The sequence below is a fragment of the Bacillus lumedeiriae genome (assembly GCF_044891285.1).
GTDB lineage: Bacteria > Bacillota > Bacilli > Bacillales > Domibacillaceae > Pseudobacillus > Pseudobacillus lumedeiriae.
On sequence record NZ_JAUIYO010000003.1, the window covers coordinates 219,885 to 237,762 of the forward strand.

The 17,878-nt window shown below is 41.2% G+C and carries 16 protein-coding genes and 1 pseudogene; 3 read left to right on the top strand and 14 right to left on the bottom strand.

Going from position 1 to position 17,878, the window contains the following annotated elements; translation table 11 throughout:
• Positions 1-413: 413 nt before the first annotated feature.
• A complete protein-coding gene (locus tag QYG89_RS07290) occupies positions 414-515 on the bottom strand; it encodes a YjcZ family sporulation protein (RefSeq protein WP_152151433.1) in 102 nt (33 codons plus the stop codon).
• A gap of 893 nt (positions 516-1,408) precedes the next feature.
• Here QYG89_RS07290 and QYG89_RS07295 point away from each other — a divergent pair.
• A complete protein-coding gene (locus QYG89_RS07295; RefSeq protein WP_404316084.1) occupies positions 1,409-2,206 on the top strand; it encodes a hypothetical protein in 798 nt (265 codons plus the stop codon).
• Positions 2,207-2,759: 553 nt separating this feature from the next.
• On the opposite strand, the gene QYG89_RS07300 is transcribed toward QYG89_RS07295, so the two are convergent.
• The 12 genes from QYG89_RS07300 to QYG89_RS07355 form a co-directional block, all read right to left on the bottom strand.
• A complete protein-coding gene (locus QYG89_RS07300; RefSeq protein ID WP_404316086.1) occupies positions 2,760-4,070 on the bottom strand; it encodes a murein hydrolase activator EnvC family protein in 1,311 nt (436 codons plus the stop codon).
• A 53-nt stretch (positions 4,071-4,123) separates the two neighbouring features.
• Positions 4,124-5,008, bottom strand: a complete 885-nt coding sequence (gene ftsX / locus QYG89_RS07305) for a permease-like cell division protein FtsX (protein ID WP_404316088.1) — start codon at positions 5,006-5,008, stop codon at positions 4,124-4,126.
• Positions 4,998-5,684, bottom strand: a complete 687-nt coding sequence (gene ftsE / locus QYG89_RS07310; RefSeq protein WP_404316090.1) for a cell division ATP-binding protein FtsE — start codon at positions 5,682-5,684, stop codon at positions 4,998-5,000. Before ftsE ends, ftsX begins: the two co-directional genes overlap by 11 nt.
• A 319-nt stretch (positions 5,685-6,003) precedes the next feature.
• Complete coding sequence (gene cccB / locus QYG89_RS07315) at positions 6,004-6,345, bottom strand: cytochrome c551 (protein ID WP_404316092.1); 342 nt, start codon at positions 6,343-6,345, stop codon at positions 6,004-6,006.
• A 360-nt stretch (positions 6,346-6,705) separates the two neighbouring features.
• Positions 6,706-7,804, bottom strand: a protein-coding gene (gene prfB / locus QYG89_RS07320) for a peptide chain release factor 2 (RefSeq protein WP_404316094.1) whose coding sequence is annotated in 2 segments (ribosomal slippage) — positions 6,706-7,731 and positions 7,733-7,804 — 1,098 coding nt in all. Because the reading frame shifts where the segments join, the coding sequence is not laid out codon by codon here.
• Between the two features lie 322 nt (positions 7,805-8,126).
• Positions 8,127-10,631: a preprotein translocase subunit SecA gene (gene secA, locus QYG89_RS07325; RefSeq protein WP_404316096.1), complete on the bottom strand. Its 2,505-nt coding sequence runs from the start codon at positions 10,629-10,631 to the stop codon at positions 8,127-8,129.
• Positions 10,632-11,007: 376 nt separating this feature from the next.
• Positions 11,008-12,072: a YecA family protein gene (locus QYG89_RS07330; RefSeq protein WP_404316098.1), complete on the bottom strand. Its 1,065-nt coding sequence runs from the start codon at positions 12,070-12,072 to the stop codon at positions 11,008-11,010.
• Positions 12,073-12,214: 142 nt separating this feature from the next.
• Positions 12,215-12,775 carry a ribosome hibernation-promoting factor, HPF/YfiA family gene (gene hpf / locus QYG89_RS07335; RefSeq protein WP_404316100.1) on the bottom strand — a complete coding sequence of 187 codons (561 nt, stop codon included), beginning with the start codon at positions 12,773-12,775 and terminating at the stop codon, positions 12,215-12,217.
• A gap of 399 nt (positions 12,776-13,174) precedes the next feature.
• A complete protein-coding gene (locus QYG89_RS07340) occupies positions 13,175-13,519 on the bottom strand; it encodes a flagellar protein FliT (protein ID WP_404316102.1) in 345 nt (114 codons plus the stop codon).
• Entirely contained in the window at positions 13,519-13,923 is a 405-nt protein-coding gene (gene fliS, locus QYG89_RS07345; protein ID WP_404316104.1) for a flagellar export chaperone FliS, read from the bottom strand. Before fliS ends, QYG89_RS07340 begins: the two co-directional genes overlap by 1 nt.
• A gap of 138 nt (positions 13,924-14,061) precedes the next feature.
• A complete protein-coding gene (gene flaG / locus QYG89_RS07350; protein WP_404316106.1) occupies positions 14,062-14,400 on the bottom strand; it encodes a flagellar protein FlaG in 339 nt (112 codons plus the stop codon).
• A gap of 105 nt (positions 14,401-14,505) precedes the next feature.
• Positions 14,506-14,712, bottom strand: coding sequence for a YwbE family protein (locus tag QYG89_RS07355; protein WP_404316108.1), 207 nt, complete (start codon positions 14,710-14,712; stop codon positions 14,506-14,508).
• A gap of 181 nt (positions 14,713-14,893) precedes the next feature.
• On the opposite strand from QYG89_RS07355, the pseudogene QYG89_RS07360 reads away from it, so the two are divergent.
• Positions 14,894-15,442: pseudogene (locus QYG89_RS07360) on the top strand (glutathione peroxidase).
• 93 nt (positions 15,443-15,535) lie between these two features.
• Complete coding sequence (locus tag QYG89_RS07365; RefSeq protein WP_404316110.1) at positions 15,536-16,012, top strand: thioesterase family protein; 477 nt, start codon at positions 15,536-15,538, stop codon at positions 16,010-16,012.
• A 156-nt stretch (positions 16,013-16,168) separates the two neighbouring features.
• Here the strand turns inward: QYG89_RS07365 and QYG89_RS07370 are convergent, their stop codons facing one another.
• The gene (locus QYG89_RS07370) at positions 16,169-17,656 is read right to left on the bottom strand and encodes an APC family permease (RefSeq protein ID WP_404316112.1); all 1,488 of its coding nucleotides are present in this window, start codon (positions 17,654-17,656) and stop codon (positions 16,169-16,171) included.
• Positions 17,657-17,878 lie beyond the last annotated feature (222 nt).

Here is a 17,878-nt window from a genome sequence, read left to right on the forward strand (position 1 = left end):
TGCAAGTCGGACCTCTTCAATCTTTTTTCGAAAAAAATAAGACATATCCAGCTCTCCTCTATACCTCTTTAGGTATTACTTTACAGAAAAAATACTTTCCCGTCCAATTTCTTTTATTATAATGCTTTGTTACATTCCCCTGTTGATTTCCATTGGGGACAATCGCTTTCTCCTAAAATTAACTCAGTGAAAAATAAACGTTTGAATGTTATCAAAAAAGAAGAAGTCTTCCCATTACTATTCAAAAATTTAATCAAAAGAAAAGAACGGACTCTAAAAAGTTGTTTTTAGCAGCCTTTTGGGTCAATCTTTCAGAATATAGCAAAACACCTATCCATATAAGTTTTGTAATAAACATAAAAAAACGGCGGTCGACTTTGTCGACGGCCGTTTTTCTCCTCTTCTAATTATTATTAGTAGCCCCAGCCAATATAAGCTGCTCCAACAATAATTAGGAGAATGAACAAGACAACGATCAACGCGAATCCACTTCCGTAGCCGCCACCACCGCTCATACTTAACACCTCCCCTTTCTCTCGCTTACAATTACAGATTATTCAAAAGGGAGAAGTTTGCGCGGGCGAACGCCCAGAGTTGATTCTTTAGGAAAACCTAGGTGCCCGGCTCAGGAAGATTGATTACAAAATACGTCGCTAAAGTCAGGCGTTGCGCTTTTGTTCTTATCAACGCTTATTCAAGAACATTTTTTTACTCTTTACATCAAATAGTGTAGTAAAGTCAGCCTCATAGACATCAATATTGATTTACTATTTTGAAACCGCCTGTTGACACCCTGTCATAAAGCGATTACAATGAAAATGATTATTAGTCATTAGGACTTCTAAGCCAGGAAATAAGAAAGAATGTTAATATGGCATCGAGTAAAGATCGTCGTATGATGAAACAAGCCATTTCTCTTTTGTTATCTGTTGATTTAACTTAATATCTAGCAAAACTGAGCAGTTTGCCCATAGTTTTTTAGTTAATAGGGGGCTATATCGTGAAATCATTTCTGAGTGATTCCATTGATATAGCCCCCTTTTCTATTGTGATTTTACTTAACTAAAGGAAATTGAAGGGAGACAAAAAGATGATTACATTTAAATGGTCAGACGCTTGCTTTTAATTGCGTATGAAAAGTCCTTTTTGATAGAGAAAAAGTTGTTTGTATTGTAAACTGCCTTTTAGTGGTCAAAGGGTGATAAATGAGATAGAGGCAGTTGACTGAGTTACTAAAGCTAATACAGTAAGAATTGAACAAAATGAAACATTTTCTCAAATCGAAAAGTCATTTGGTACAATTAAGAAAGTTATCCTGATCGTTTACAGGAGCGTTTAAAGCAGATGTATCTATTGCTCAAATAAATAAGGTTACATACAGGGATTTAATAAGGAAGGGGATTATGTAATGAGACTTAACTTTGTAAAGATTAGTCCTTCAAAAAATATGACAGTTTTAATAACCAACTATGTTGCTCCTAATCACTATGCACAAATCGCCAATACGATTATGGGCTATGAATATGTTAATGCAGAACAGGCAGGCTTTATAGTTGCGCCGAAAAGTAAAAATTCTTTACTTAGATTGGAAATGTCAGGAGGAGAATTTTGTGGAAATGCACTTTTAGGGGCTGCTGCATACTGTTACTACAAAGGGATCACAGAAAACAATAGATTTTTGTTAGAATCTTCTGGAGCAGAATCACCACTTGCCTGTGTGGTTGAAGCTAAATCTTCTAATCATTTTGAAGCGAAAGCTGAAATGCCATATCCTATTTCCATTAAAGATATTGTTATTAATCTTAATGGAAGAAGCATTTCAGGAAGTTGCGTGCAGCTAAATGGGATCACTCATTTCTTAACAGACTATTGGCCATGCAAGGATGATTTTAACCTTATTATCGAGACGATTTCTGAAAAAATTGAAAACAAAGCAATTGGAATCATTCCCTATAGAAAGTTAACAGAAAAGGAATATGAAATATGGCCATATGTTTACGTGAAAGAAACGGGATCTAGATTCTTCGAGCAAGCTTGTGGATCCGGAAGTCTAGCTTTAGGTATTTACTTGTCAAAGAAAAGTAAAGAGAACGAATTTAACATACATCAGCCAGGCGGGATAATTAATGTCGAAACAGGTGTTAAAAATTATATTTCAACAGATGTTCGTTTTACTTGTGAAGGTTTTGTCGATATTGACTTATAGTTGTTTAACTGGCAGTAAAGGATTCACTATGAAACTAAGATAATATTAGTGTTTTCGTATAAGTAAAAGAGACATTTAAATAGCTAATTTGCACTGTCCCTTTTTAAGAAAAACAAACTTAGGAACAAAACACAGATATTACAAGATAAGGAGTTTTTCAGAATCAAAAACCCCAATTTTTCTCCTTAACGCAGAGAAAAATTGGGGTTTTTATATCTTAAGTGGGTGTAGTGAATAGATAGACTCTCAAATCTCCGGTTTAAATCAATATTCACCTATTCTCATCTCAATGGGGATATACGAGGTAGTAATTCCTCTTTATATTTTCCTGTCGTTTTCAAATGTTCAATTGCTTGTTATAGATGCACGGTGTTCCAGATACTAATAACATGGATAATAAGATTTAAGGCGCTGACACGCTGCCATTGCTCTTTTTCTAAACTCTACATGTTTCTTAAGAAAACAGCTGGTACCTCATGCATTCATAGCTTCTCCTTTTGTTTTCGGATCAAAGCCATTCATCTCTGCTTTTAATTGTAATAACTCCTCATAATCAAAAATGAACGTACTTGCGCGGATCAACAGCATTTTCTTTAGATTGTGTCCACGGGCCTTCATGCATTTCAAAGTGCAAATGCTGTCCGTAAGAACGCCCTGTATTTCCCATATAACCGATCGTCTGGCCTTTTGACACACTTCCGCCTTGAACAACCCGCTCAGACATATGGGCGTATACTGTTGTAAATACTTTCCCATTAATAGAATGAGAAACGAAAATACAGTTTCCATAAGTAGAAGAGTAATAAGAACGAATCACTTCTCCGTCGGCAGCCGCTACAATAGGCACACTGACACTGTTGGCAATGTCAATGCCTTTATGGTTGCCTAGACTTCTTAAACCAAATTCAGAAGAGATATTTCCTTGTGCCGGACGCATAAATGCTCCTGCTGAAACAGCTGGTGTATCAGCCGAACGATCGGCCGATCTTGTTTCTTCTTTAGAAGGTGCTGATTTTGCAGGGGCATTTGTTTTCGCCTGACTTTCCCTTTCACGGGCAGCACGTTCCTTCTCTTCCTTTGTGAGACGCGCTTTTTCAGCAGAAATAGCTGCTTTGATTGCTGATTCTTGAGATGCCAGCAGCTTTTCTTCTTCCTTCAAGCTTAACTTTTGGCTATGTACATGGTCTTCTTCACTTGCCAGCTGTTTCATTACCTTATCTTTTTCTGCTCTTTTCTGATCAAGACTCACCTTTAATGTTTCTAAATCAGCCAGCATACTTTCGAGGCTTTCGAGCTTCTCTTTTACCTGCTTTTCACTTTTTTCGAGCTGAGCTTTGTCCCGCTCCTGCTCTTCTAATATTTCTTTATCGGCATTTACAAGCGTCGTGACGGCGCTTGCACGGTTAATGAAATCGGTAAAGCTTTCCGAACCAAGCAGCACGTCAATGTAGCTGGCTGAACCTCCGCTTTTCTGGAGCGAACGAGCACGCTCTTGAAGGACGAGGGTACGTTCAGCGATTCGGACCTTCAATTCCTCTATTTCTTTTTGGAGCTTCGTAATTTCTTTTTTCATTTCAGCAACAGCTTCTTGTTTTTCCCGAATTTGCTTGGCTGCCTTTGAAATCGATTGATCCAGTGTTTTGATTTCTTTAGACAGCTTTTCCTGCCCATTTTGGAGTTCAATAATCTTTTTATTTTTCTCATTCATATGTTGTTCAATATTCGATTGTTTGTTGTCAATTTCGTGCTGACGGCTTTCAAGATCCGATAGTGTTGAAGCAAATACCCTATCTTCCAGCCCAAATGTACTTCCCAAACTAAGTGATGCGACTAAAGCAGCCGTCAGTCCTATTCCTTTCTTCAATCCAAAATCCCCTCTCTGTTCCCTTGAAAACTTCTAGTTTAGCTTTTTGTCTATTACACTTTTAAAAATCGGCGAACGGCCATCAAGCTTCCCCACATACCAATAAACGCTCCAATAAGTAAAAGGACACCGCTAATTTGCCATACAAATGGGAAATAGGCGAGCGGCTGAATGAAGTGGCCTTGCATATGAGCTGTTAGTTCTTCCACAACGTATGTATAACCGATCACTACTACAGCGACAGGCAGTACTGAACCGATCAATCCGAGCCATAATCCTTCTAACAAAAACGGCCAGCGGATAAATCCATTAGCGGCTCCAACTAACCTCATAATCTCAATTTCCTTCCGGCGTGCAAAAATGGTCATTTTAATCGTATTGGAAATAAGGAACATCGCCGTAAATAACAACCCTAAACTAAGTACCAGTCCGACGTTCCGGCTTGTTTTTAAAAAACTAAACAGTCTTTCTACTTTTTTCTCGCCATAAATAACGCCTTCTGTATAATCAAACGTCTTCATTTTCTTCGCTGCGGCGAGTGTATCCCCAGGCCGCTTCGTTTTTACAACGAACACATCGTTTAATGGATTGTTTTGCTCAAATAAGGCAAAATCGTCACCGAGGTCTTTAATTAAATTTTTTAATTCCTTTTCTTTTGGCGAATAGGTGACGCTTGCTACTTCAGGCAGGCTTGTCAGCTGTTCTTTCAGCGCCTGCTTCTCTGCTTCCGCAGCGTCCAATTTAATTAACACACGTACTTCCACATCATTTTCGATATCGGCCGCAGCCTTATTTAAATTTAGTAAAACGATAAGAAAGACTCCCACTAACAAAAGCGTAACAGTGACAGCCGACACAGCGGCAAACGTCATCCAGCCATTGCGGCTTAAGTTTTTAAAGCTTTCCCGAAGATGGCGGCGAAATGTTCTAGGCTTCATATCCGTAATCCCCCCGCTGTTCATCCCGGGCAATCCGGCCGCTTTCAATGGCGATCACCCGGCGGCGAATCGTGTTGACAATATCTTTATTGTGTGTAGCCATCACCAGCGTGGTGCCTTGATGATTGATTTTTTCAAAAATGCTCATAATATCCCATGCCGTATCTGGATCAAGGTTTCCCGTCGGCTCATCCGCAATGACCACTTTCGGTTGATTGACGATTGAACGGGCAATAGATACACGCTGCTGCTCTCCGCCCGATAGTTCTGATGGAAGCATTCTTGCTTTATTCTTTAATCCGACGAGATTCAGCACATCCATCACCCGTTTTCTAATAACAGACGGGCTTTCTTCAATCACTTCCATCGCAAATGCGACATTTTCATAGACGGTCAGAGTCGGCAGTAATTTAAAGTCCTGAAATATAACTCCTACTTGCCGGCGAAGCAGCGGAACTTGTTTGTCTTTTAACGTGGACAAATTTACGCCATTCACAATGATTTGGCCGCTTGACGATTTTTCTTCCCTATACATCATCTTGATAAAAGTCGATTTGCCAGCACCACTCGGTCCTACTACATAAACAAATTCACCTTGTTTAATGGAAACATCAACATTTCGCAGCGCTGTGACTCCGTTTGGGTATGTTTTTGTCACACCCTTCATTTCTATCATAAAAACCACCTATCATCATTTGTCAGTTATACAGGAAAAAAGCTGAAAAAACTCAGTTTTCCTCCTCAAATTCAGATTTATTATATCACTGATTAAACTTGCGTTAAGCCGCAATTTTATTACATTTTCTTTTCGCACCGTAACATATCCAAGTGTTTTGAATGCGCTTTAAATAAAATAATCGATTTTTCCGCATAAGGACGCTTATATATACAATGAAAAAATTGAAATATTTTGTAACAACTCAAATGAAAATATTAGACCGTAATAAAGCAAAAATAAAGAATGCAGCTCATTCACTGCATTCCTTGTTTTTACTTTATTTTTTTGTTGCAAGCCATTCAGAGACTGCTTCAGCATCTGCACCTTGAACAACATTCGGAGGCATTTGGCCTTTACCATTTTTAATAATATTTAAAATTTCGTCTTTGCTGAGGTTAGCTCCTACTTTCTGTAAAGAAGGGCCCACTTGACCTTCAAGGTTTTGACCGTGACAGCTCATACAGCTTTGCTTGTACACTTCTTCACCTCGTGCACTCGTTGTTTCCGTCGTTGGCTCTTCATTTGCTGTTTCATTTGTTGCTTTATTGCCGCCGCCGCATGCTGCAAGTGCAATCGATGAACCAACTAACAAAGCCATAAATGATTTTTTGAACTTCATGTTCTCTCCTCCTAGAAAAAATATGCAATGCACGTTAATTATACCAAAGCCTTCACTTTTTAAAACCTTGTCGAACGGTTGGGAAATACGTAAAATAACGGCTAACACAGCTAGGTCAATCATTCTCACCAATTGTATACACTTTTTGAACTTTCACTAGCCCGTTATTTATGAAGTGAAGACTCCCCTGGTACGATGTATTGTGGCATTACAATTATTTTGCTGCATAACGACCAGTTTTATGTAATAAACTATTCCTTGTTATTTTAAACGTTTTTTATGACTTTAAACATGATCTCACAAAAAAACTGTCCCGAAAGTCAGTGAGTTACTGATTTTCGGAACAGTTTTTCATCTCTTTTATAAACGCGAGCGCAAGTATGCGTTAATAAATGGGGTAATCTCTCCATCCATGACTGCCTGCACGTTTCCTGTTTCCTCACTTGTGCGGTGATCTTTGACCATGGAATATGGATGGAACACGTATGAACGAATTTGGCTTCCCCAGCCAATTTCTTTTTGCTCGCCGCGAATTTCTGCAAGTTCAGCTTCTTGTTCTTCAATTTTCTTCTGATATAACTTTGCCTTCAACATTTTCATTGCTTGTTCGCGGTTTTTAATTTGTGAACGCTCTGACTGGCACGTCACGATCGTATTTGTCGGCACATGCGTAATCCGTACAGCCGAATCTGTCGTATTGATGTGCTGTCCGCCCGCACCGCTTGCCCGATACGTATCAACCTTAAGGTCTTCTGAGCGGATATCAATTTCAATGTCATCATTAAACTCTGGCATGACTTCGCAGGAAACGAAGGATGTGTGCCGACGGCCAGAAGAATCAAACGGAGAAATACGTACTAAACGATGTACACCTTTTTCCGCCTTTAAATAACCGTAGGCATTATGTCCCTTAAATAAAAGAGTCACACTTTTTACGCCTGCTTCATCTCCAGGAAGATAGTTCATCGTTTCCACTTTGAACCCTTGCTTCTCCCCCCAGCGTGTATACATACGCAGCAGCATCGAACCAAAGTCTTGTGACTCTGTGCCGCCTGCTCCTGGATGAAGCTCTAAAATAGCATTGTTTTTATCGTAAGGATCACTCAAAAGCAGCTGCAGCTCAAAATCACTGATTCGATTACGGAATTCCTCCATCTCATTTTCCAGTTCGCCTTGCAGATCTGCATCCGCTTCCTCTTTCACCAACTCATGCGTCAGCTCCAGATTTTCTTGGATCTCCAGCAATTCCTTATATTCATTGACAATTTCCTTTAAGCCATTCGCCTCGTTAATCACTGTTTGTGCCGCCTGCTGATCATCCCAAAAGTTAGGATGCAGCATCTCATCCTCAAGTGCAGCAATCCGTTCCTCTTTGTTTTCTAAGTCAAAGAGACCCCCTGAAGTCCGCTAACTTCTTAGCTGTTTTGTCTAACTCATTTCGAATTTCAAATAATTCCATATAAGCACCTCTTATTCAATGTTGTTGAGAAAAATGAAAATGATTCTTTATTTTACTATGTTACTTCTGTCTTTGTTCAAGGATTTTATGCATTGTTCAGCACAGAAAGGCCGCTTACGCTTTTCTTGACCAGCTGCAGCGCCTTGTCCCTCGGGTCAAATAACCTTCCACCAATGAAGCCAAAGAGCGGCTTCTTTGGTGAAAGAACATTTGCCTGTCGAGACAGTTCAGGCGCTTACGCTTTTCTCTTGGCCAGCTCCGCCTCCTTGGAGCTCGAGGTCATATGCTAGTCGCTCCAGAGCAGTCGGCTCCGCTTTTCTACTTACCCACAACAATTTTTGTGTTTTTTTCCGCTTCCGCATGGGCATGGTTCGTTTCTGCCGACTGCAGGGGCTTTTCTGACTGGTTTCTTTTTCGCTTTGCTGTCTTCGTCTTCTTTTGGATTGACGGCTTGGCCTTTGGCGACTTCTTGACGCTCAAGGTTGTTGCGGATTTCAGCTTTCATCACATATTTAGCGGCTTCTTCATTGATGGATGCGACCATGTTTTCGAACATGGCAAACCCTTCATTTTGGTATTCACGCAACGGATCGATTTGGCCGTAAGCACGCAAATGGATTCCTTGGCGCAGCTGATCCATCGCATCGATATGATTGATCCATTTCGAATCAACGGCACGAAGCAGGACGACTTTTTCGAATTCACGCATTTGCTCTTCGCCCATCTGTTCTTCTCTTTCGCTATATCGCGCTTTCACTTTCTCATAAATGACATCAATCATTTCATCCGCTTGTTTGCCCTCTAAATCAGTGAGTGTGAGTTCACTTTCACTTAATAAATTGGCATTTGCATAATCAACGATTCCTTGCATATTTAATTGTTCTTCCGACGCATTCGCAGCCAGATGTGCTCCAACCACCTGCTCAATCACTGCCAAAATCATGCCTTCTAAAATTTCACGAAGGTTTTCAGACTCCAGCACTTCATCGCGCTGTTTATAAATGATTTCCCGCTGCTGACGTAAGACATCGTCATACTCAAGCAGACGCTTACGGGCATCAAAGTTGTTGCCTTCCACACGTTTTTGAGCAGATTCCACAGCTTTACTCACCATTTTACTTTGAATAGGCTGATCGTCATCCATTCCAAGTCTTTCCATCATGGATTTCATGTTATCAGAACCAAAACGGCGCATCAGTTCATCTTCCATGGAAAGATAAAATTGAGTAATTCCTGGGTCTCCTTGACGTCCAGAACGTCCGCGCAGCTGATTATCAATCCGGCGGGACTCATGGCGCTCGGTGCCGATCACCGCTAGACCTCCGAGTTCCTTCACACCTTCTCCAAGCTTAATGTCCGTTCCGCGTCCGGCCATGTTTGTCGCAATTGTAATGGAACCAGGCTGACCGGCTTCCATAATGATTTCCGCTTCACGTCCATGGTTTTTCGCATTCAATACGTTATGAGGAACGCCTCGTTTAGTTAATAAAGAAGAAATTAATTCGGACGTTTCAATAGCTACTGTACCGACAAGCACTGGCTGCTTTAATTGGTACCGCTGGTAAATATCTTCGACAACCGCACGGAATTTCCCCTCCATCGAGGCATAGATTAAATCGGACCGGTCGTCACGGGCGATCGGCCGGTTTGTTGGAATGCTGACGACTTTCATGTTGTAGATGTTGCGGAATTCTTCTTCTTCCGTCTTCGCCGTTCCTGTCATACCGGAAAGCTTTTCATACATTCGGAAAAAGTTCTGAAACGTGATCGTCGCCATCGTCATGCTTTCATTTTGAATCGGCACGCCTTCCTTCGCCTCAATCGCTTGATGAAGACCATCGCTATACCGGCGGCCTTTCATTAAACGGCCTGTAAATTGGTCAACAATGACCACTTCATCTTCCTGAACAACGTAATCTACATCGCGCTGCATCGTGACATGCGCCTTTAGTGCTTGATTAATGTGATGGTTTAGTGTGACGTGCTTTAAATCGAACAAGTTTTCAATGCTGAACGCTTTTTCCGCCTTATTGATTCCATTTTCCGCCAACAATACACTCTTTGTTTTTTCATCGTACGTATAATCATCTTCCACTTTTAATGTACGAACGAAACTATTGGCATGGATATACAGCTGTGTCGACTTTTGTGCCTGTCCAGAAATAATGAGCGGTGTCCGCGCTTCATCAATTAAAATAGAGTCTACTTCATCGATCACGGCATAATGAAGCGGGCGCTGCACTTTATGTTCTTTATAAAGCACCATGTTATCGCGCAGATAATCGAAGCCAAGTTCATTGTTCGTTCCATACGTAATATCCGCAGCGTAAGCTTCTTTCTTCTCTTCTTTTGATAAGCTGTTCACGTTCAGGCCAACCGTCAAACCGAGAAAATTGTAAAGCTCACCCATTTCTGCTGCGTCACGGGAAGCAAGATATTCATTGACTGTAATCACGTGAACACCTTTACCAGAGATCGCATTAAGATAAACCGGCATTGTCGCCGTTAAGGTTTTCCCTTCCCCTGTTTTCATCTCGGAAATGTTCCCTTCATGGAGGGAAATCCCCCCCATCAGCTGAACACGATACGGGTAAAGACCAAGCACACGGCGCGCCCCTTCACGCACAACCGCAAAAGCTTCTGTTAACAAGCTATCAAGTGACTCGCCTTTCGCATAACGTTCTTTGAAAACAGTAGTTTTGGCGCGAAGCTCTTCATCAGATAAACGTTCCATTTCGTCGGCTAATGCTTCGATTTTCAGCGCCATTTTTTCTAATCGCTTAACATCGCGTTTATTTGCATCAAACATCTTAGTTAATAACCCCATCTATAGACGCTCCTTTTTACTTGTAACAAGTTCGTTCGTGAGCCTAAAAATCTTATAAAATGCCTATTTAATATTACCATTATCATCTGCTTGAAACAACTAAACGGCATATGCGCAGGAGCCCCGCAGCAAGCATAAAACAGACGAGGGGAAATGTGGAAATAATGAAAGTGTCCAGTCCTCTGAAAGAAATATTGTCTATAAAAATATGGCTATGTTAATGATGATTCTTCCCCTCTATGTGATGGGAGAGAAAGGCGCAAGACTCCTGCAGGAAAAGCGTGTCCAAGAGATCCCCTGGCGAGCAGGCTCCCAGCAGAAAGCAACAGCACGTTTAACAAATCCAAAAATATAAAAACGCCCATCATAGGCGTTTTTATACTTGTACAGCTTTTTCTCCTTGTTGAAGGCGTTCCTCAAGGACTACTTCCATTTCCTTCGCTCGTTTTGACAAGCTAGCGGCTGAGACGCCGAGACGAGAAGCAAGTTTGCTGTTTGAATAATCTGTTTCAACGATTTGATAAGATTGCAGAAGGGCATATAGAGCCGCTGTATAAATTTCCGGTTTGCGAATGGTCGGATTTTCCTTTTGACAGTACACGTTCCATAGGAGTACAGCGGTTTGCTGTCTTAACTCTCCTATCCCTTCTTCCTGTAAAAAGGCAAGTAAATGGTCAGCTGTTTTTTCTTGCGATTCCTTGTTCCACGTCAATTCACCGTAATCAACTGACTGTTCTTCACCCTGTTTTTGTGCATCGTATATAACGAAGATCCCTTCCAATATAGATAGCCAATCTTTAGCTAAAAACTCTTGCGAACTCGTTTCTTCGGCCTGTTCAAACTGAGATACGAGCCACTTTTCAGCTTGTGGCACTAATTGTTTTTCGAAGTGGAAATCAATCATAAAGAATGTGTGCTCTTTTTCAAACGGCAGTAATCCTCCCACTACGAACACACCTTCAATCGGCAGCTGTCGGCGCGCACGAATAGACACGGTTTCCCGCGATAATACGTCTTCCACCTTATATACGTTGTCTTGAATCTCTTTCACAGCACCAGCAATAAACTTTACGCGGGGCCATGTAAGGAAGATCGCTCTCGTCCGCTCTCTTTTCACCGACGAAGCACGGTGGGCAACGAATTCCTCAAGTATCGTTCGTCCATTTTTCACAGGTTTCGTTAAAATAAACCAGATCTCAAAAGCCACTAGATAGACCTGTGGATCTTTGCGCAGCGCTTCGTATGTATGTAAAAGCGATTGAAACTGCTTCTTCATTTCATATGAATAATGTTCCATTGCGTAATCGATAAGCTCACGCTGCAGGCTTTCAAGCTCCTCCTGCATCACTCCATGTATGGCCGAGCCTTCTACTCTTCCACAGCACTTCTTGAACTTTTTCCCGCTTCCGCATGGACATGGCTCATTCCGTCCAATTGACATGAATTTACTCCTCCCTTTGGATCACCAAACTCTTCCTCTATCTTAACACGAATTGTCAACCCACAACAGGAAAGGCGAAAAGAGCCCCTTCCTTGAATAAAAAATCCCGCCATTAGCAAACAGCGGGATTGTCGATCGTTAATTAGTTTGTTTCGATTAAGCCATATTTTCCATCTTTTCGTTTGTATACAATATTTGTTGCATTGCTTTCTGCATCTGTGTAAATAAAAAAGTTATGTCCTAGGAGGTTCATTTGCAGAACAGCTTCTTCAGAATCCATTGGTTTCAAATCAAATTGCTTCGTACGAACAATAGCCAATTCATCCGTTTCTTCTTCTACCCCTGTTGATGCGATTTCACTTTGTGCAATCGTAAAATAATCTTGGGTGTCGCCTTTTTCACGAAACTTGCGATTTACCTTTGTTTTATGTTTACGGATTTGACGCTCTAATTTATCGACAATTAAATCAATGCCCGCATACATATCTTCATTTCGTTCTTCGGCTCGAAGCACAAGATCTTTCATCGGAATCGTGATTTCAACTTTTGCACTTTTGTCATGGTATACTCTCAAGTTGACATGAACAGTAGCATTTGGAGATTCGATAAAATATCTTTCTAATTTGTTGACCTTTTTCTCAATGTATTCACGAATCGCCGGAGTGACTTCAATGTTTTCACCGCGGATGCTGTAGTCTAACATGTAGACTCCTCCTTTACAAATAGCTATGCTTATATATTTCTCCTTCCCTTTAAAAACTCCTGCTTAACCTTATAAAAACATTTGTCAAAACTGTAATAAGTGATGTGTATGTTCATTTCTACTTTTTTCACATCCAGGTATTCCTGCTGCTGAGTCATGAAATATTGGCATTGATTCATGATATTCTACCGCTAAGCCATGAAACTCCCCATTAAAAAAGCGAGCCGGCAGAAAGCGGTTCGCTTAGATTACAGACACCTTCAGGCTGATTGAAAACGTTTGTCTTTCCAAGCGCGAAGCCTGACGAGGAGCAAAGTGACCATAAGGGTCATGAGCACCGAAGAAAGCGGGCGTTTATCAACAGCCTGAATGAACCAGCGGAAGGCGGTTCACTCGCAGTCAATTCTTTTTATCATAAAAAACACCGTCCAATTGCACCGATGCATATGGATTCACGTATTTATCTACGGAATCTTTTTTCTTCGTTAAGCTTTTCATATCTTTTTGAATCTCTTCTTTTATTTTTTTTAACCGAATCTCGATGACCGCATTGCGCTTAAGGATTTCCCGCCCGATCAGCTGCTCTTCTTCTGTAAAAGGCGGCTTGATACTTATAAGAAGCTCCTGTCTTTTTTCGAGAAGCTCTTCGATGGCCGCTATCGTCTGATCACGGTCAGCTGATGGATCATTGACTAATCCAAACAGCTTTGCTGTTAGATCAAAACAAGCTTTTACTGTCGACATTACGCCTGACCACCTGCATTAGCATGCTGCAGCTGACGATTTTTCTGGATAACTTCTTTCCAAGTATCACGGAACTCTGTCACAAATCCTTCCACTTCTTCTAAAATAGATACGTCACTTTTAATATTCGCTTCGATTAAACGGCGGTTCAAGTAGTCATATAAAGACAACAGGTTTTCGGATACACCAACATCCATATTCAGCGTCACCATCAGCTCTTGAATGATGGCCTGCGCTTTTTGAATGTTTGTATTTTTCATCTCAATATTTTGGTCAGCAATGGCTTTCTTTGCTTGATTTATGAATTTTAAACAGCCGTTATATAACATCAATGTCAGCTCACCCGGTGAAGCCGTCGTTACAGCATTGTTTGAATAGGTTTGATAAGGGTTTTTCATTGCCATGAAAAAACACTCCTTTACAGATTACTAGAATTAATTTGTGAAAAAAAAGATGTTCCGTTGAATTACTTACTCACTCCGCCCGCTGCCGCAAATGAACAATCATCGTGACCTTCATTCTTTCAGTTATAGCGACGTTTTTCAGATCTTTCTATCTACTAAAATTCCTAAATACTCCTTCATAGCTGCATACATATCAAGCAGTTTCTTCGCCGGAATCTCCTTAATCACCTCATGAGTCACATCGTCCACCATTGTCACATAGTATTCTTCGAGCTTTTCATGAAATTCAAATTTCAAATGGGTATTCGATGGTTTCAGGAAATCGTTCATACCCAGCACGATTTTTTCCATCTCCTCTTTATTTAGCTGAGGCTGCATCTTATTTAATAGATCATTCATTTGCCGGTCACTATCCGGTTGACTCGTCCGATGAACAGATGGAACTATCGGATTTATCCCATTTACCTTTTCTATCATTCCTTACCGCCCCTTCCCCCATGTATGTGCTATTAGTTATATCGGAAGAAGCTGACAGTTTTTAATAACAGAATCACTTATAAGATCATGCAAAAATAGCCGCCATCATCCCTCTTCTGTTAGATAGATATGCTGCACACGACCCACTTGTCCATCTTGAAGCCTCACTTTAATTCCATGCGGATGAGAACTTGAGTTTGTTAAAATATCTTTAACAATGCCCGTCGTTCTCTTTCCCGTTCTCTGATCCTGCTTCAGCACAATATCCACTTTTAATCCCGCTTTGATGTCTTTACGGTTTTTCCCACTCATTCATTAAAACCCCTTTCTCCTGATTATGCCTTTTCTAACTATAGTCGATTCTTGATCCCATTCATACCAACAACCATAGAAGTTACATCATTTAAACAAGTCAGAATTAGTTCTAAACACCTAATTAATCTTGAGACACAAGTAATTATTATAAATAAAATCGTTAAAGGAGAACACTCACTTGAATATACATCATTTTACAGCAAAAAAAAGAAATGGAGATCAAATTGGATTGAAAGAATATGCTGGAAAGGTATTGCTTATTGTCAACACGGCCAGCAAGTGTGCCTTTACACCCCAATTTGAAGACTTGCAAAAGCTATACATACGTTACAAGGAAAAAGGCCTCGAAATCCTCGGTTTTCCGTGCAATTAGTTCGGCGGCCAAGAGCCTGGCAACAACAACGAAGCAGCAGAGTTTTGCCAATTAAATTACGGGGTTACCTTCCCCATATTATCGAAAACAGAAGTGAACGGGGACGGTGCTGACCCGCTATTCCAATTTTTAAGAGACGCAGCCCCATTCCGCGGATTTAATGAGTCTAACATCCATGAAAAACTATTAAAATTGATGATTACTGACAAAAACCCCGAGTGGCTGATCGGAAACTCCATCAAATGGAATTTCACTAAATTTCTTATCGATCCAAATGGCAATGTCGTTAAAAGATTCGAACCTTCAGACCTTTCCTCTTCGTTGGAGCAAGAAATAGAAAAACTTTTAATGTAATCATCCCTAAAAAGATGGAGAATCTCAATTGTGATAACATGTAGAAGCAGAAACTCCTACATCAAACAGGGAGAAATTGAAGGGGTGCAGCTTGTGAACAAAAGTTGGATTATTCTTAAGGATTGTGTGCGGGATGAATGGCTCGATCACAACGGCCATATGAATGACGCTGAGTATGCACGCGTATTCAGCTGGGCAGGGTTTAATTGGATGAATGAGGTCGGCTTTAATGAAGAATTCCGCCAAAAGCATCAATACACCATGTTCACTCTGGAAAGTCACATTTGTTACTTAGCAGAAATGATGCCGAATGAATCGTTTGAAGTGACGTTACAATTGCTTGATTACGATGAAAAGCGCGCTCACTTTTTCTTTGAACTGTTCGGTGAAGGCGGAAAGCGGGCAGCGACATGTGAACAGCTGCTCATGGGCATCGACAAACAAAAGCGCCGTTCCGCCCCATTTCCTGCCGAACTCTTTGAAAAAATGGAGTGGCTGGCCAAACAGCAGGAAAGTCTTCCTAAACCGAAAGAAGCAGGAAGAACAGTTGGTATTCGCCGAAAGAAATAGTTCTTTCGGCAGAGAATGTTCAAAATAGGATTCTTCTACTTTTTTGCTAGGCTAGTGCCCTGCATATACCAATGTGCAATTTTTCTATCCATCGCAAAAAGGGCTGCTTAATCGTTGTCGATTAAAACAGCCCTTCCTTCATGATAAGCCTGCTATTTAAGGTGCAATTTTTTCATCGGCATTACTTGGATGATTAAATCCATCGGCCAAGTGACTGTGTTCGCCGAGAATGTAATAATCAAGCGTTTTCTTTGGAATTTGTTTAAATGACTTTCCGCGCACCATATAGAATACAACTCCTATGGCGAGCCAGGCAATTAAAGCAATCCAAGATGGCACGCCCATAAACGCTGGGGATCCTGGAATAGCAAGCAATCCGACGAAGACAAGACTAGCGATGGAACCAAGCAGACTGCAAAGCTTACGTCCTGGTGAAACGGCTCCTTCCATCACAGTATCATCGCCCGACCATTTGAAGAACTTATAAGCGGCAAAACAAGTGTAGAAATAGGCCACGGCTACACCGATGGAAGCCATATCAACGATCCATAACAACACTTGTCTGCCAAACCATGGAGCTGCTAAACAGACTGCCATCGTAAAAATAATTCCGGCATAAGGCGTTCTGTGTTTCGGGTGTACCTTTCCAAATACCTCAGGCAAAATTTTCGCACGGCTCATCGCAAACAGCAGGCGGCTCGCTGATACGTAAAACCCGTTTAACCCTGTAAAAATCCCCATACAAATAGCAATAGCCAATACAACTAATCCAATAGTACCAAAGTGCCCTGCAACAACATCCCCTGTTCCCCAGATCGACTGCTTTGCAACTAAATCCTGCCACGGCATGGCAACAGCAGTAAACATAATGTTTATTACATAAATGAACGTTGCAATAATGAGTGCCCATACGATAAGCATGAACGCTTTCTTTGCTGGAAAATCAAATTCTTCTGCTGATTGCGGCACATTGTCAAAGCCGACAAAAGCAAATGGAGCAATAGCAACAATTGTCAGGATGGCGGACATAGCAGGAATTTCCGGATTAAACGCCGGCTGTAAATTAGAGAAGGATGAGTCAGGATGAGAAAACATGCCGAGCGCCAGCGCTGCCACACCTAATACGAGAACGACACAGAAGATAAACTGAAGGCGTCCTGAAAAAGACGCACCGCGAATGTTCAGCCAAGCAAATAAAAACAAAGCAGCCGTCGCAATTAACACTTCTGTGAAGTATACGTCCCAGCCCGCAATGCTGTACATCTGTCCTTGCATGGCTATTTTGGGAATGGTGAATTTAAACAAGAGTGCCAACGCTGATGCGTTTAATGCGACAATGCTCATATACCCAAGCGCTAAAAACCATCCGCAAATATAAGCGTGTGTTCTCCCAAAGCCGAGGTACGCATAGGCAAACTCTCCTCCAGATACCGGAAAATGACGAATCAAAAACCCATAGCTGACAGCAATTAAAATCATGAGGAGCCCGCCGACTCCAAATCCGATCGCTGCCCCGAGCGGTCCCGGTTTCGCCATCCAATCTGTCGGAAGGACAAAGCTTCCCCAGCCGATTGCCGAACCTAGGGCAATCGCCCAAACCCAATGCGGCTTTAACGTCTTGTCCAACTGCGTCCTTTCTTCCATGCAAAAAAACCTCCCCAATTTATAAGTAATTAAGCTCATATAAGAGAGGTTTAGTCTAAAAAGCCTTAACCATCCCTAAGAGCATAATTCCCACCATTTATCAATTCAGAAATATAATAATATTCTGAAAAATGAACATATACTTATTTGAGGTCGGCACTGTTGCATCGATTGGTCGGAAGAAGTGGTTGTCTAATTGCTGCGGTTATTCCATGTTCCCTA

Bases quoted from the DNA above. Each gene is read 5' to 3' on its own strand.
- QYG89_RS07290 (WP_152151433.1), bottom strand. From the start codon at position 515: ATGAGCGGTGGTGGCGGCTACGGAAGTGGATTCGCGTTGATCGTTGTC.
- QYG89_RS07295 (WP_404316084.1), top strand. From the start codon at position 1,409: ATGAGACTTAACTTTGTAAAGATTAGTCCTTCAAAAAATATGACAGTT.
- ftsX (WP_404316088.1), bottom strand. From the start codon at position 5,008: ATGAAGCCTAGAACATTTCGCCGCCATCTTCGGGAAAGCTTTAAAAAC.
- ftsE (WP_404316090.1), bottom strand. From the start codon at position 5,684: ATGATAGAAATGAAGGGTGTGACAAAAACATACCCAAACGGAGTCACA.
- cccB (WP_404316092.1), bottom strand. From the start codon at position 6,345: ATGAAGTTCAAAAAATCATTTATGGCTTTGTTAGTTGGTTCATCGATT.
- secA (WP_404316096.1), bottom strand. From the start codon at position 10,631: ATGGGGTTATTAACTAAGATGTTTGATGCAAATAAACGCGATGTTAAG.
- QYG89_RS07330 (WP_404316098.1), bottom strand. From the start codon at position 12,072: ATGTCAATTGGACGGAATGAGCCATGTCCATGCGGAAGCGGGAAAAAG.
- hpf (WP_404316100.1), bottom strand. From the start codon at position 12,775: ATGTTAGACTACAGCATCCGCGGTGAAAACATTGAAGTCACTCCGGCG.
- QYG89_RS07340 (WP_404316102.1), bottom strand. From the start codon at position 13,519: ATGTCGACAGTAAAAGCTTGTTTTGATCTAACAGCAAAGCTGTTTGGA.
- fliS (WP_404316104.1), bottom strand. From the start codon at position 13,923: ATGGCAATGAAAAACCCTTATCAAACCTATTCAAACAATGCTGTAACG.
- flaG (WP_404316106.1), bottom strand. From the start codon at position 14,400: ATGATAGAAAAGGTAAATGGGATAAATCCGATAGTTCCATCTGTTCAT.
- QYG89_RS07355 (WP_404316108.1), bottom strand. From the start codon at position 14,712: ATGAGTGGGAAAAACCGTAAAGACATCAAAGCGGGATTAAAAGTGGAT.
- QYG89_RS07370 (WP_404316112.1), bottom strand. From the start codon at position 17,656: ATGGAAGAAAGGACGCAGTTGGACAAGACGTTAAAGCCGCATTGGGTT.